At 53.4% G+C, this 16,090-nt stretch carries 11 protein-coding genes; all 11 read left to right on the top strand.

Features of this window, described 5'->3' with window-relative positions:
- Positions 1-130: 130 nt before the first annotated feature.
- Positions 131-1,945, top strand: a complete 1,815-nt coding sequence (gene lepA / locus L691_RS0112985) for a translation elongation factor 4 (protein WP_025690942.1) — start codon at positions 131-133, stop codon at positions 1,943-1,945.
- Positions 1,946-2,019: 74 nt separating this feature from the next.
- Positions 2,020-3,201, top strand: coding sequence for a radical SAM family heme chaperone HemW (gene hemW / locus L691_RS0112980; protein ID WP_025690941.1), 1,182 nt, complete (start codon positions 2,020-2,022; stop codon positions 3,199-3,201).
- A 78-nt stretch (positions 3,202-3,279) separates the two neighbouring features.
- Complete coding sequence (locus L691_RS0112975) at positions 3,280-3,786, top strand: N-acetyltransferase (RefSeq protein ID WP_025690940.1); 507 nt, start codon at positions 3,280-3,282, stop codon at positions 3,784-3,786.
- Between the two features lie 196 nt (positions 3,787-3,982).
- Positions 3,983-6,646, top strand: a complete 2,664-nt coding sequence (locus L691_RS0112970; protein ID WP_025690939.1) for a cation-translocating P-type ATPase — start codon at positions 3,983-3,985, stop codon at positions 6,644-6,646.
- Positions 6,647-6,967: 321 nt separating this feature from the next.
- Entirely contained in the window at positions 6,968-7,999 is a 1,032-nt protein-coding gene (hrcA, locus tag L691_RS0112965; protein WP_025690938.1) for a heat-inducible transcriptional repressor HrcA, read from the top strand.
- A 48-nt stretch (positions 8,000-8,047) separates the two neighbouring features.
- Positions 8,048-8,638 (top strand): nucleotide exchange factor GrpE, encoded by a 591-nt coding sequence (gene grpE / locus L691_RS0112960; RefSeq protein ID WP_025690937.1) that lies wholly within the window; start codon positions 8,048-8,050, stop codon positions 8,636-8,638.
- Positions 8,639-8,826: 188 nt separating this feature from the next.
- On the top strand, positions 8,827-10,671 hold the full coding sequence (gene dnaK, locus L691_RS0112955) for a molecular chaperone DnaK (protein ID WP_025690936.1): 1,845 nt from the start codon (positions 8,827-8,829) through the stop codon (positions 10,669-10,671).
- Positions 10,672-10,787: 116 nt separating this feature from the next.
- On the top strand, positions 10,788-11,909 hold the full coding sequence (dnaJ, locus tag L691_RS0112950) for a molecular chaperone DnaJ (RefSeq protein WP_025690935.1): 1,122 nt from the start codon (positions 10,788-10,790) through the stop codon (positions 11,907-11,909).
- A gap of 135 nt (positions 11,910-12,044) precedes the next feature.
- On the top strand, positions 12,045-13,040 hold the full coding sequence (locus L691_RS0112945) for a LacI family DNA-binding transcriptional regulator (protein WP_025690934.1): 996 nt from the start codon (positions 12,045-12,047) through the stop codon (positions 13,038-13,040).
- Between the two features lie 157 nt (positions 13,041-13,197).
- Positions 13,198-14,676 (top strand): glycoside hydrolase family 32 protein, encoded by a 1,479-nt coding sequence (locus L691_RS0112940; RefSeq protein ID WP_025690933.1) that lies wholly within the window; start codon positions 13,198-13,200, stop codon positions 14,674-14,676.
- 21 nt (positions 14,677-14,697) lie between these two features.
- The coding region (locus L691_RS0112935; protein WP_025690932.1) for a sucrose-specific PTS transporter subunit IIBC at positions 14,698-16,090 on the top strand (1,393 nt) is incomplete at its 3' end.

The raw sequence follows: 16,090 nt of genomic DNA, 5'->3' as shown, positions 1-16,090 counted from the left end.
CACTTCATGCGTAAGCTAAGTGGGGGAGAGTTCACATATACTGCTTATCTTTATAGAACCCTGATTGCTGGGGGGAACTTGTACTGCTATAATAAGATGATTAACAACAGGCTGTCTGTGGGGGTAAGGAATGACTGACGTTAAGAAAAGACAAGAACAAATCCGCAATTTCTCGATAATTGCACATATAGACCACGGAAAGTCGACGCTGGCTGACCGGATTCTGGAATACACTGGAGCGCTCACGTCACGCGAAATGCAGGAACAGGTGCTCGACCAGATGGATCTTGAGCGCGAGCGCGGCATTACGATCAAGCTGCAGGCTGTCCGCCTGACGTATCGGGCCGATGATGGCAATGAATATTTGCTTAATCTGATTGATACCCCGGGGCATGTCGATTTCACTTATGAAGTTTCGCGCAGTCTCGCGGCCTGCGAAGGCGCGCTGCTCGTCGTGGACGCGGCTCAGGGAATCGAAGCTCAGACGCTGGCTAACGTCTATCTGGCGCTGGACAACAACCTGGAAATTCTGCCGGTCGTCAACAAGATCGACCTGCCGAGCGCCGACCCGGAGCGGGTCAAGCAGGAGATCGAGGACGTTATCGGCCTGGATGCCAGCGAGGCGGTGCTTGCTTCCGCCAAGGCGGGCATCGGCATCAAGGAAATTCTGGAACAGGTGGTTAAGCAGGTTCCGCCGCCTACGGGAGATCCCGATCAGCCGCTGAAGGCGCTGATTTTCGACTCCCATTACGACCCTTATAAGGGCGTCATTGTATATGTCCGAGTCGTTGACGGCAGCATCCGCGCCGGATCGAAGATTAAGATGATGGCGACCGATAAGACGTTCGAGGTCATTGAAGTCGGCGCGTTTATGCCGCGCATGAGCATTGTGAGTGAACTGAATGTAGGCGATGTAGGCTTTATCGTGGCAGGCATCAAGCATGTAGGCGATACCCGTGTCGGCGATACCGTGACGGACGCCAAGCGGCCGACGCCCGAGCCGCTGCCGGGCTATCGGAAGATCAATCCGATGGTATACTGCGGCCTGTATCCAATCGAGACATCGGATTATAATGATCTGCGCGAGGCGCTGGAGAAGCTGCAGCTCAACGACGCCTCGCTGAGCTTCGAGCCCGAGACGTCAAGCGCGCTCGGATTCGGCTTCCGCTGCGGATTCCTCGGCCTGCTGCATATGGAAATTATCCAGGAGCGGATCGAGCGGGAGTTCAATCTTCCGCTCATTACGACCGCGCCGAGCGTTATTTACCGGATCAAGCTGACGAACGGCGAAATGATCGAGATCGACAATCCGTCCAACTATCCGGAAATCGGCAAGATCGATTATGTAGAGGAGCCTTACGTCAAGGCGGCCGTCATTGTGCCTAACGATTTCGTCGGCACGGTCATGGAGCTGTGCCAGAACAAGCGCGGCGAATTCGTGAACATGGAGTACCTGGATGCGAACCGGGTAACCATCACCTATCAAATTCCGCTGTCGGAAATCGTCTACGATTTCTTTGATCAGTTGAAATCCGGAACGAAGGGCTACGCGTCCTTCGATTATGAATTGTCCGGTTACCGCCAATCGAACCTGGTGAAGATGGACATTCTGCTTAACGGCGAACAGGTGGATGCTCTGTCGTTCATCGTACACCGCGACCGGGCCTATAACCGGGGCCGCATCATATGCGAGAAGCTGCGCGGCATCATTCCGCGCCAGATGTTCGAGGTGCCGATTCAGGCTTCTGTCGGAACCAAGGTCGTCGCCCGCGAGACGGTCAAGGCGATGCGCAAGAACGTTCTTGCCAAATGCTACGGCGGCGACATTTCGCGGAAGCGGAAGCTCCTGGAGAAGCAGAAGGAAGGCAAGAAGCGCATGAAGCAGGTCGGCAGCGTCGAAGTGCCGCAGGAAGCGTTCATGGCGGTGCTGAAGATCGACGAGTAATAGTTGAGACCAATATCGCAGCTTATTTTAGGGGAGCCGTCCGGCTTCCCTTTTCATTCTAAGGAGGACAGCTTATGACTAACCATTCCGGCATACCTAGCAGCCGTCCGCCCGAGGCGGTATATATTCATATTCCTTTTTGCACGAACAAGTGCTTTTACTGCGATTTTAACTCCTACGTACTGAAGGATCAGCCTGTCATGGACTATCTGCGGGCGCTGAAGCGGGAAATGGAGCTGACTGTTCAAGAAAGACCGCCAGGCATCATCAAGAGCATATTTGTCGGCGGCGGCACTCCCACCGTGCTGAAGCCAGATGAAATGGAGTATTTTCTAAAGACGGTGCGGGGTTGCTTCCCGGACTGGGCCGAGGACATCGAATTCTCGATGGAAGCGAATCCGGGCACGACCGATCCTGACAAGCTGGCGGTCATGAAGGCGGGCGGCGTTAACCGTGTAAGCTTTGGCGTACAGGCATTTCAGAACGACCTGCTGAGCGGGATCGGCCGCATACACAACATCAATGATGTATACCGCAGCCTTGATAATGCACGCGCCGCCGGGCTGACCAATCTGTCGATCGACCTGATGTTCGGCCTTCCCAACCAGTCGGTCGATATGCTGGGCGAAAGCATTAAGCGGGCGCTTGACCTCGGCCTGCCTCACTATTCGATTTACAGCCTTAAGGTGGAGGAGAATACGCTGTTCCATACGCTTTTTAATAAGAATCAGCTGCCGCTTCCAAGCGAAGAGGATGAGCTGTCCATGTACCTGCTGCTGATGTCTTCCATGGAAGAGGCGGGATACAGACAGTATGAGATCAGCAATTTCGCCAAGCCCGGCATGGAGAGCCGCCACAATATCACGTACTGGCGCAATCAGGATTATTATGGACTCGGCGCCGGAGCGCATGGTTACGTGCAGCGTATGCGTCATATGAACATCAAAGGCGTGGGGCCGTACATTGAAGCGGCGAAGAACGGACTGCCCCGGCTGAGCTCCCATTTAGTATCGCGTGAAGAGGCCATGGAGGATTTCATGATGGTCGGTCTGAGAATGCGCGATGGAATAAGCGACGCCGCTTTCCGCGAGCAGTTTAACCAGCCGCTGGAGGAGGTGTTCGGGGGACCGCTGCGCAAAATGCTGAATGCCGGCTTGCTTGAGCAGGAAGGCGGAAACTACCGGTTAAGCCGTCAAGGCCTCCTGTTCGGCAATGATGTGTTCGGAGAATTTGTCGGAGTGTTGACAGAAATATAATTTTTAAAATAAGTGTTGAATCCACATTCACTGTGTTGTATATTTATTCATAGTTATTTGATGGAGGAGTGAAGCATAGTGCTAGCCAAGCCGAAACCTGAACCCGCAGCGCCGGAACCAACATCTGCAGCCATTTGCAGAAGCGCTACATTGGAAGACGTGGAGCCGTTGTATTTAATGATAGAAGAGTATGCGCAGCGCGGGATCATGCTGCCTCGTTCCCGGAAGGTATTGGAGCGGCAGATCGATCAGTTCGTTGTAGCTGAAATAGACGGTAGGGTTGTAGGCTGCGGTTCACTGTGCAGGCTTGGAAACGATCTTGTAGAGGTACGCTCGCTCGGCCTTCGCGACGAGTGCAAGGGCCAAGGCATCGGTTCCATGATTGTGGAAGAACTGACCAAAGAAGCGAGACGCCAGAAGATTCCGAAGATTATGGCGCTGACTTATGCCGTTAATTTCTTTTTGAAGAACGGATTTCATATCGTGAATAAGGAGATTTTTCCTGAAAAGGTATGGACCGACTGTATCAATTGCTCCAAGCAGGACGCCTGCGACGAAATTGCCGTTCTCAAAATGCTGGACTAATTCCTATTGCTATCTAAGTAACCACTTTCCCGCCGGACGCTTGCCCGTCTGATGGGGGAGTGGTTGTTTGCTTTGTGACACAAATTATTATGAAACGTTTATCTGCTCCCTTTCGTACGGGTAATTAGAAACTGGAAGGACAATAGAGAGGATATGTCCAAAGATTAGGAAACCCATCGGGAGAGGAGCGGTACGAATGGAGTTCTATCGCAGCACTGCGCCTGAAACGCTGAAGGAGGTAAACGGCACCGATGCCGGCCTTACAGTGGAGGAAGCGCAGAGGAGGCTGGAATCGGGCGGGTACAACGAGTTGAAAGGAAGAGAAAGGGTTCCGGTCTGGAAGCTTTTTTTGGACAACTTTAAAGACCCGCTAGTTATTGTGCTGCTGGTTGCCGCAGGGATTCAGGCAGTGCTTGGTCATGTTGTTGAAGCCCTGATTATTTTCTTCGTGCTCCTGCTTAACGCGGTGATCAGCGTGGCCCAGACCCTGAAAGCCGAAAGCTCGCTGGATGCGCTGCGTAAGCTGGCGGCGCCGGAAGCTAAGGTAATCCGCAGCGGCGAGACGAGGAGAATCCCGGCGCGAGAATTGGTCAGAGGCGATATTGTGCTGCTGGAGGCCGGGGATTACGTGCCTGCGGACGGACGTATTTTGAAGAGTGAGAGCTTGAAGGTTGAGGAAGGAATGCTGACCGGAGAATCGGAAGCCGTAGAGAAGCATGGGGATGTGATCGCTGCGGAGGCGCCTTTGGGCGACCGGCGCAATATGGTATACAGCGGATCTTTAATCGTATACGGGCGCGGCAGCTTCATTGTTACCGGGACTGCGGCCGATACCGAAATTGGCAAAATCGCAGGGCTTATCGAGAGCGCGGAGGCGAAGAGCACACCGCTGCAGCGGAAGCTGGAAAGCTTCGGCAAAAGGCTCGGCGTTGTCATTTTGCTGCTGTGCATTTTAATATTCGGCATACAGGCCCTGCGGGCTTGGGTATCCAGTGACGGCTCAGAAATGAGCAATGCCATTCTCGATGCGCTTATGTTCGCGGTTGCGGTAGCCGTAGCCGCCATACCCGAGGCTCTGTCCTCGATTGTTACCATTGTTCTGTCGGTCGGAACGAGCAAGATGGCCAAACAGCACGCGATTATCCGGAGGCTGCCCGCAGTGGAATCACTTGGTTCGGCCAGCGTTATCTGTACCGACAAGACAGGCACCCTTACCCAGAATAAAATGACGGTTGTCGATTACTACCTGCCTGGCGCCGGGAAAAAGCTGTTTCAGGACGACTACGAGGAATGGTCGGAAGGGGAAAGAAGACTGCTGCATATCGCGGTCTTGTGCAATGATTCTCATATTAATGAAGAGGGAAAAGAACTCGGTGATCCGACTGAGGTGGCGCTGATTGCGTTTAGCCGCAGCAAAAATAAAGACTACATGGAAATTCGAGATAGATTTCCAAGAGAAGCGGAGATTCCCTTTGATTCGGACCGGAAGCTGATGACAACGGTTCATACCTTCAATGGACGCAAGACGATTCTTACCAAAGGCGGCCCGGATGTGCTGTTCAGCCGCTGCGACCGTGTGCTGCTTGACGGGGCGGAGACTCCGTTCACCGATGAGATGCGTTCGAAATTCGTACAGGCCAACGAAGACTTTTCCAGCCGGGCGCTTCGTGTGCTTGCCTATGCGTACAAGTCTGTCGATGGCGATTCTGCAGATGTCGGCCTGGAGGATGAGCATCGGCTGGTTCTGGTCGGCCTGACGGCCATGATCGATCCCCCGCGCGAAGAGGTGTACGATTCGATCGCGGAATCGAACAAGGCCGGCATCCGGACCATCATGATTACCGGCGACCACAAGACGACCGCGCAGGCCATCGGACGGGATATCGGCCTCATGTCGGGGGATGAAATTGCCGTCACCGGACAGGAGCTGGATGCGATGTCCGATGAAGAGCTTGACCGGAGGCTGGAAACCATCGGCGTCTATGCCCGTGTCTCGCCCGAGAACAAGATCCGGATTGTCAGGGCTTGGCAGAAGAAAGGCAAAATCACGGCGATGACGGGGGACGGCGTCAACGACGCGCCGGCGCTGAAGCAGGCGGATATCGGCGTGGCGATGGGCAGCGGCACCGATGTCGCGAAGGATTCGGCCGCCATGATACTGACCGACGATAACTTCGTCTCCATTGTAAAGGCGGTCGGCGTCGGCCGGACGGTGTTCGACAATATCAAGAAGGCGATCGCTTATTTGTTCGCCGGCAATTTGGGCGCCATTATCGCGATTCTGTTCGCCTTGATCTTTAACTGGATCAATCCGTTTACAGCCATCCAGCTGCTGTTCATTAATCTGGTCAATGACTCGCTGCCTGCCATCGCGCTCGGCATGGAGAAGGCGGAGCCTGACGTCATGAAGCGCAAACCAAGAAATATTAAAGAAGGAATCTTCGCCGGAGGGACCCTTCAGGTCGTTATTACACGCGGCCTGCTAATCGGCGCGGCGGTCATTGCTTCCCAGTACATCGGAATGCAGCATTCACAGGAAATCAGCGTCGCGATGGCCTTCACTACTCTCATTTTGGCCCGTACGCTGCAGACCTTTGCTGCCCGCTCCAATACACAGACGGCGTTCCAGGCCGGATTCTTCAGCAATAAGTACGTTCTTGGCGCGGTCCTGCTGTGCCTATGCCTGTATGGGTTCACGGTTCTGCCTGGTGTCCGGCAATTCTTCTCCATACCGGCTCATTTCGGGCTTGAGCAGTGGCTGACCGCAGCCGGACTGGCGCTGGCTGCAGTCATTCTGATGGAAGTCGTCAAACTGCTGAGAAACGGTTTATCCGGCTCCGGTGCCAAAACCGCATCTTGATGGGCGCGAACCAGGCTTAAAACGGAACATAAGTTAACGTCATATTTTATCGGATTTCTTACAGCAGCGCCGTGATCCGGCGGCGAAGGCATGCTCCTGGCGGAGTCTGGGGCCCCTTCGCTGTTCCGGAGCGGCGGCTGCATGTTACGGATACCAGGATCATGCTGTCCGCAGGCGCCGTTGTTCATAAAATCGCCCGTTCTGCCTTGCCGACCGACTTGACAATGTTAATGCCATTTTGGTATTTTTGTAATAGCGGTTAGCACTCATCTAGGTCGAGTGCTAACGAAAAAATCCACAGGGCGGCCAGGAGGGAATGATATGTTAACCGAACGCCAAAGAATGATCTTAAATGCCATTGTGGATGACTATATCCGTTCGGCCGAGCCGGTTGGATCGCGCAGCATTTCCAAACGGGGCGATGTCAAGTACAGTCCCGCGACGATACGTAATGAAATGGCCGACCTGGAGGAGCTTGGGTTCTTGGAGCAGCCGCATACGTCGGCAGGGCGGATTCCGTCCCATAAAGGGTACCGCTACTATGTGGACCATCTTGTCCCCTGGAATCCGGCAGGATCGACCGAAACGGAAACAATCCGCGCCTTTTTTGCCGAGAAGCTGAATGCGATGGAGCAGTTGATCCAGCATGCGGCTATGATTTTATCCAATATGACGAATTACACTTCCATCCTTTTGGGACCGGAGGTTTTTCATACTTCACTGCGTCATTTTCAACTGCTGCCGCTGGATGACAGAACCGCTGTGGCGATCATTGTCACCAGCACCGGACAGGTAGAGAACCGGAAAGTAAGCATTCCGCCGGAGATTTCGGTCTCCGAAATGGAGAAGGTTGTCAATTTGCTGAACAGCAAGCTGGTCAATGTGCCGCTATATAAGCTGAAGAGCAGGCTGTATTCCGAGCTTGGTCAGGAAATGCAGCGTCATATCTCCCATTACGAGGAACTGATGCAGATGCTTGACATGGCGCTCGAAAGCGATTCGGAGCAGCGGGTTTATCTCAGCGGCGCGACGAACATGCTGACCCAGCCCGAATTCCGCGATGTCGACAAGGTAAAGGACATCCTCGATCTGCTGGAAGAGACGCCGACCCTGCTCAAAATGCTGGCGCCCGCCGCCGGCGGCACCGGTATACAGGTACGCATCGGTACCGAGAACAAGCACGAAGCTTTTGCCGCCTGCAGCCTGATTACCGCTACGTATTCGATTGACGGTGAAGCGGTGGGAAGCATAGGCATCCTTGGGCCGACCCGGATGGAATATGCGAAAGTATTGGGCATTTTGGGCGTTTTATCCCGTGATTTGACAGCGATGCTGGGTCACTGGTATAAGTGAGTTTAGTGCATAAAGATTGCCGTTAGTATTATAAGGGGGTGAACATACTTGAAAGAGGAACAGGTTCAAGATTCGGGTGTGACCGAAGATAACGCCATTAACAAGGAAAATGCGGCCGATCAGGCCGAGGCGGTCTCGGATAACGATACAGAAGCGGCTGGTGAAGCGGTTCAGGCGGCTTCTGGAGACAGCGATGAAATCAAGCGTCTGCAGGAGCTTGCGGATGAGTATCAGGGACGCGTCCTTCGCGTTCAAGCCGATTATGACAATTTCCGCCGCCGCACGCTGAAGGAGAAAGAGGAATTGGCTCAATACGCCACCTCTAAGCTGGTTACGGAATTGCTGCCGGTACTGGACAATTTTGAGCGCGCGCTGGCTACGGCTCCGACCGGCTCGGACGGCGACGCTTTCGCCAAAGGCGTAAATATGATTTTCCGCCAGTTGGAGGGGGTATTGAAGTCCGAGGGACTGACGCCCATGGAAGCGGTAGGACAACCGTTCAATCCGGAATTCCATCAGGCTATCATGCAGGTGGAGAGCGAGGAGTATGAAGAGGGCATTGTTACGGAGGAAGTCCAGAAGGGCTATCTTTTGAAGAACAAGGTGCTTCGTCCCGCTATGGTCAAAGTCAGCATGTAGTCTGCCTATATAGGCGCATGAATCGCTGGAGCAAATTCCGGCGGTATTGCCGCGTCCAGCCGCCGTATAAGGCTGCGGATGCAGTAACTCAATCGTAAAACTTAAGCAAATGCTTACGAAGCGAGTTTTACTGAAGCTTAATTCATGGCAGTAACTCAATCGTAAAACTTTTAAGGAGGCAAATTACTGTGAGTAAAGTTATCGGTATCGACCTTGGAACCACGAACTCATGCGTGGCCGTAATGGAAGGCGGCGAGGCCGTCGTTATCCCTAACCCGGAAGGCGCGCGCACTACCCCTTCGGTTGTAGGTTTCAAGAAAGACGGGGAGCGCATCGTCGGTGAAACGGCAAAGCGTCAAGCGATCACGAACCCGGACCGCACGATCATCTCGATCAAGCGCCATATGGGGACCAACCATAAAGAAACGATCGACGGCAAGGACTATTCGCCGCAAGAAATTTCCGCAATGATTCTGCAAAAGCTGAAATCCGACGCTGAAGCCTATCTTGGCCAACCGGTCACACAGGCGGTTATTACGGTTCCGGCCTATTTTAACGACAGCCAGCGCCAGGCGACCAAGGATGCGGGCAAAATCGCCGGTCTTGAAGTCCTGCGTATCGTGAACGAGCCAACGGCGGCAGCCCTCGCATACGGTCTGGAGAAATCGGAAGACCAAACGATCCTCGTCTATGACCTTGGCGGCGGTACGTTCGACGTTTCCATTCTGGAACTGGGCGACGGCTTCTTCGAAGTAAAAGCGACGAGCGGCGACAACCGTCTCGGCGGCGACGACTTTGACCAAAAAATCATCGACTTCCTCGTAGCCGAGTTCAAAAAAGAGCAAGGCATCGACCTGAGCAAGGACAAAGCGGCTGTTCAACGTTTGAAAGATGCGGCCGAAAAAGCCAAGAAAGAGCTGTCCGGCGTACTGACTACTACAGTCTCCCTGCCGTTCATCACCGTTGTTGACGGTGTGCCGCAGCACTTGGAGGTCAATCTGACCCGCGCCAAATTCGACGAACTGACAGCAGATCTCGTTGAACGCACGCTCGGACCGACTCGCCAAGCGTTGAGCGACGCCGGCATGACTCCAGCCGATCTGGATAAAATCGTGCTTGTCGGCGGTTCCACTCGTATTCCGGCCGTACAAGAAGCCATCAAGAAACTGACCGGCAAAGAGCCGCATAAAGGTGTTAACCCGGACGAAGTCGTTGCCCTTGGCGCCGCGGTTCAAGCGGGCGTATTGACCGGCGACGTAAAAGACGTGGTTCTGCTGGACGTAACGCCGCTGTCCCTCGGTATTGAAACCGCAGGCGGCGTATTCACGAAGATGATCGACCGCAACACGACGATCCCGACCAGCAAATCGCAAGTCTTCTCGACCTTTGCTGATAATCAGCCGAGCGTTGAGATCCATGTCCTGCAGGGCGAACGCCAAATGGCGAACGGCAACAAAACGCTGGGACGCTTCATGCTGAGTGAAATTCCACCGGCACCTCGCGGCGTTCCGCAAATCGAAGTTACCTTCGACATCGACGCCAACGGTATCGTAAACGTGTCCGCTACGGATAAAGGCACGAACAAGAGCCAGAAGATCACGATCACTTCCTCCGGCGGTCTGAGCGATTCTGATATCGAGCAAATGATGAAGGACGCCGAGCTTCATGCTGAAGAGGACCGTGTCCGCAAGGAACTGGTGGAAGCGAAGAACAACGCCGACCAGCTCGTCTATTCCACGGATAAGGTCATCAAGGACCTTGGCGATAAAGTAGACGCATCCGAGATTGAAAAAGCGAACCAGGCGAAGGACAAAGTGAAGTCCGCACTGGAAACCGACAATCTGGAAGAAATCAAGGCGGCTACCGATGCGCTGAACGAAGTCGTACAGCAATTGTCCGTGAAGCTGTATGAACAAGCGGCGCAAGCTCAGCAAGGCGCTGAAGGCGCGGCTGATGCAGGCGAGAACGCAAAGAAAGATAACGTAGTCGACGCGGATTATGAAGTGGTTGACGATGAGAAGAATCAAGGATAAAGTTAAACGATAGCGCAAGTTAGGGGAAGGTCAAAACCGGGGCATCCCGTGTTTTGGCTTTCCTTTTAATATGTATTAGGGAAATAGGGATACGTTCCTGTACGGAGGTGAAGGCTGTGGCAGATAAGCGCGATTATTACGAGGTGCTTGGCGTAAGCAAGAACGCTTCGGAAGATGAAATTAAAAAAGCGTACCGCAAGCTGGCCCGTCAGTATCATCCGGACGTGAACAAGGCCAGCGACGCTGAGGCCAAATTCAAGGAAGTGAAGGAAGCCTACGATGTTCTGAGCGATCCGCAAGGACGGGCCAGATATGACCAATACGGACATATCGATCCTAACCAGGGAATGGACGGCGGCTTTGGCGGCGGAGATTTCGGCGGCGGCTTGGGCGACATTTTCGACATGTTCTTCGGCGGCGGAGGACGGCGCGATCCGAATGCGCCCCAGCGCGGTAATGACTTGCAGTATACGATGACCATTGAATTCAAGGAAGCCGTGTTCGGTAAAGAGACCGATATTACGATTCCTCGGACGGAAACCTGCGATACCTGCTTCGGTTCCGGTGCGAAGCCCGGCACGAAGCCGCAAACCTGCTCCGTCTGCCATGGCAGCGGGCAGCAGGAGGTTGTACAGAACACGCCGCTTGGCCGGATGGTCAACCGCAGACCGTGTTCGAACTGCGGAGGCACAGGCAAGATTATCAAGGAAAAATGCTCGACATGCGGCGGGGGCGGCCGCGTGAAGAAGCAGCGCAAAATCCATGTCCGGATTCCTGCGGGCGTGGACGACGGCGCACAGCTGCGCATGACCGGCGAAGGCGAAGGCGGCCTGCGCGGCGGCCCTGCAGGTGATCTCTATATTGTCATCCGGGTTAAGCCGCATGATTTCTTCGTTCGCGAGAACGACGACATTCTGTGCGAGGTTCCGCTGACGTTCGCCCAGGCGGCGCTCGGGGATGAGATTGAGATTCCGACTCTAACCGAGAAGGTTAAGCTCAAGATTCCAGCCGGGACCCAGACCGGCACGTTCTTTCGCCTCAAAGGCAAAGGCGTTCCCCGGCTTCGCGGAAATGGAATCGGCGACCAGCATGTCCGGGTTATTGTGGTGACGCCAAGCAAACTGAGCGAAGAGCAAAAGGATCTGCTTCGCCAGTTCGCTTCCTTCGATGGCGAGAATACGCATGAGCAGGGGCAGTCCTTCTTTGACCGCATGAAGCGCGCTTTTCGCGGAGATTAGTACAGGGTGCTTTTGACGGATTTGGATCAAAATTATAAACGGCAGTCCTTCCTTTACCGGAGCGGCTGCCGTTTATTGTATAATGGAGTACAAGTGCGCGGCGAATGCCGGCAAAATGCAGCAAGGAGCCTAAGGATGAAGACCATAATCGATATTGCCCGGGCCGCAGGTGTGGCCAAGAGTACGGTCTCCCGCTACCTTAACGGCGGATCAGTCAGTGAAGAGACAAGGGAAAAGATCGAGCGTATTATCAAGCAGCATAATTATGTGCCCAATACGTTTGCCCAGAGCCTGAAAGCGAAGAAGACCAGCATTATCGGAACCATCGTTCCCCGGCTCGATTCATTTGCGGTTTCGCAGACTTTGATGGGAATCGACGAAGAACTCCGGGGACGGCAGTATCAATTGCTTATTTCCAGTGCCAATCAGGATATGAACCGGGAAATTGAAGAGATTTACGCTCTGGCGCGTCAGAAAATTTCGGGTCTGCTGCTGCTGGCATCACAAATTACAGAGCAGCATTTGAAAGCGATCCGGGAGTGCAGAATTCCGGCTGTCATGATTGGTCAGCAGCATTCATTGCTTCACAGTGTAGTCCATGACGATTTTCATGCGAGCTATATGATGGGCCAGCATATCCTGAATAAAGGCCACCGCCGCATCGCTTATCTGGGGGTTACCGAACAGGATATCGCGGTAGGAGTAATGCGCAAGGAAGGCTTTAGAAAAGCGCTGGACGAGTATAAAGACTGCGAGGTCCGATATTACGAGTCCGGCTTCAGAATGAATGAGGCGGTAGCCGCTGCAGAACGTTTGCTGGAGGATTGGATGCCTACGATCATCGTTTGCGCAACCGACAATATCGCGCTGGGCGTGATGAAGGCTGCCTTTTTGAAGCAGATCCCCATTCCGTCCGGCCTTTCCGTAACCGGGTTCGGGGGGTACGATATCACCGAAATCATACATCCGGCTTTAACGACTGTAAAATATCATTATAAGCGGGCGGGCAAGCTTGCCGCTGAAAATATTATTTCTTTAGTAAACCGTGAGCCTGTAGAAATGGTAACCATTTTGAATTGTGAGATTATCGGCAGAGAAAGCGTTGACAATTTGCAGGGACGCATCATATAATAACTTTGGAACCGGTTCCGATCTTCTTATATTTTTACGAGGAACGGTACCGTCCCTAAAAGGACGGTGAAGCCGTTTCTTCTTATTAAACTGGTTGGAACCGGTTTCTTATTTTTTTAGAATAATTGGAACCGGTTCCGATTAAGGAGAGCAAATTATGAAAATGAGCAGAGCGCAATTATACCGGCGGATCGATCAGGCGGAGAAGGGGGAGTTGGAAGCGCTGAAACAGCTGGCGGAGCAGAGTCCCTGGAGACAGAAGTTTCATATCCAACCCGTAGCGGGGCTGCTTAACGACCCTAACGGCTTTGCCTTTTTTGCAGGAGAATATCATTTGTTCTATCAATGGTTTCCGCTCGGAACAGGGCATGGCATGAAGTACTGGTACCATACTTCCTCTTCCGACCTCGTTCATTGGAAGAATCGCGGGATTGGCATCGCCCCAGGCGGCCCCTTCGATTCGCACGGAGCTTTTTCGGGAAGCGCGATTGAGAAAGACGGGAAGCTGTATCTGATGTATACAGGTAATACCCGCAATCCGGACTGGATCAGGCATCCCTTTCAGTGTATGGCCGTTATGGAGCCGGATGGGGTTATAACCAAGCTGGAGCAGCCGGTCATCCTTAAAGTTCCCTGCGGCTATACCGATCATTTCAGAGACCCGAAGGTGTGGATGGAAGGCGGAAGCTACTACTGTATAATCGGCGCGCAGCGTCTCGACAATACGGGGAGTGTGGTGCTGTATCGCTCGCCGGACCTGATTCAGTGGCATTTTGAAGGGGAGATTGGTACCCGCTTGAAATCATTTGGCTTCATGTGGGAATGCCCGGATTATTTTGAACTGGATGGAACGGGAATCCTGCTGTTCTCTCCGCAGGGAATATCTCCGCAGGGCGACCGATTCCGCAACATTTATCAGGCAGGTTATTTGGCTGGAAGGCCCTTTAATCTCGCTGACCGGGAATTTCACCACGGCGAGTTCCGCGAGCTGGACAGCGGCTTCGATTTCTACGCTCCGCAGACAACGCAGGCTCCTGATGGCAGACGTCTGCTGACGGCATGGATGGGGCTTCCTGAAATCGATTATCCGACAGATGACCACGGCTGGGCTCACTGCCTGACGCTTCCCCGGGAATTAACCCTGAAGAACGGCAGATTGATTCAGCGTCCGGTTCGGGAATTGATAAAGCTTAGAGGCAGCAAGACCGAAGTGCGAACGGTTGTGAATGACGAATCGCTGTCCATTGCGGAGCTTGCAGGCACTGCTTATGAGCTGCTGGTTGATATCCGGGACGGCGGGGCGAACCGCTTTGGCATCGAATTCCGGGCAGGACGGCATGAGAGAACGGTAATCTATTACGACCGCACAGAGGGAAAATTGGTGCTGGATCGTTCCCTTTCCGGGCAGAGCTTTGCCTTGGAATACGGAACGGAACGAAAATGCCCGCTTGAGCTTCGGGACGGGACGCTGACCCTGCATTTGTTCGTGGACATATCTTCGGTAGAAATCTTTGTAAATGATGGGGAGGAAACGTTCACGGCGAGAATTTTTCCGGAAGAGGAAAGTACGGGAGTCAACTTCTTCGCGGAAGGCGGAAGGGTAGCATTTGACGCAATAAAATGGGATACTCAATAATTAGGGGAGGCCAAGATCACCATGTCCGAAAATCAAAAAATCGCCGAGCAGGTTGTAGAAGCTGTTGGAGGCAGAGAAAATATTGTTTCTTTTGCACACTGCGCCACCCGACTGCGCATTATGGTACGCGACAAAGAATTGATTGACCAGAAACGTACGGAAAGCATCGATAAGGTTAAGGGAGCTTTTTTCAACTCGGGGCAATATCAGGTTATATTTGGTACGGGTACCGTCAACCGGATCTTCGAGGAAGTGGAAAAGCTGGGTATTGAGAGCACATCCAAGGAGAATCTGAAGCGGGAGGGGAAAAAAGCGGGGAATACCCTTCAGCGGGCCATTCGCACGTTCGGGGACGTTTTTGTCCCCATTATTCCCGTCCTGGTGGCGACCGGCCTGTTCATGGGCTTGCGCGGTCTGCTGACTCAGCCGCAAATTCTTTCCCTGTTCGGAGCTGTTCCGGAAGATATCTCGCCGAACTTTCTGCTGTTCACACAGGTATTGACCGACACCGCCTTTGCGTTCCTGCCCGCTCTTGTCGCTTGGTCGGCATTTCGGGTATTCGGAGGGAGCCCCGTTCTGGGAATCGTGCTTGGGCTAATGCTGGTCAATCCGGCGCTGCCTAATGCTTATGCCGTTGCGGCAGGGAGCGCCGAGCCTCTCAAGTTTCTCGGATTCATTCCCGTCGTAGGTTACCAGGGCTCCGTTCTGCCTGCCTTCTTCATCGGCCTGCTTGGGGCTAAACTAGAGAAGCGTTTACGTAAGCGCATTCCGGAAGCGCTTGATTTAATTCTGACGCCTTTCCTTACGCTGCTGATCATGATCACGCTTGGATTATTCGCAATCGGACCTGTGTTTCATTCTCTTGAAACCGTTGTCCTAAATGGAACCACCTATCTGCTTGGACTGCCGTTTGGCATTGCCGGTCTGCTGATTGGTTTCTTTCAACAGATTGTTGTTGTTACAGGCGTGCATCATATCTTTAATTTTCTGGAAATTCAGCTTCTGGAGAAAACCGGCTCCAATCCGTTCAACGCCATCATTACATGCGCAATGGCTGCTCAAGGGGCGGCATGCCTCGCTGTTGGGCTGAAGACGAAGAATCTCAAATTGAAGGCTCTGGCGCTGCCATCCTCGCTGTCGGCCTTTCTCGGGATTACCGAGCCTGCCATTTTCGGGGTGAACCTGCGCTTCATGAAGCCTTTCATCATGGGGCTTATCGGCGGCGCTGCCGGGGGATTTCTGGCTTCCCTGGTTCATCTGTCCGCTACAGGCATGGCCATCACGGTCATTCCCGGCACTCTGCTCTATATGAACGGTCAGCTTCCACTCTACATTCTGACCAATCTTACCGCTATGGCTGTATCCTTCGTTCTCACCTGGATGTTCGGATACCGTGATGCCGCATCGGAAGGTA

It is taken from the genome of Paenibacillus zanthoxyli JH29 (assembly GCF_000520715.1).
Lineage (GTDB): Bacteria > Bacillota > Bacilli > Paenibacillales > Paenibacillaceae > Paenibacillus_AQ > Paenibacillus_AQ zanthoxyli.
This window is presented reverse-complemented; position numbering and strand designations above follow the sequence as displayed.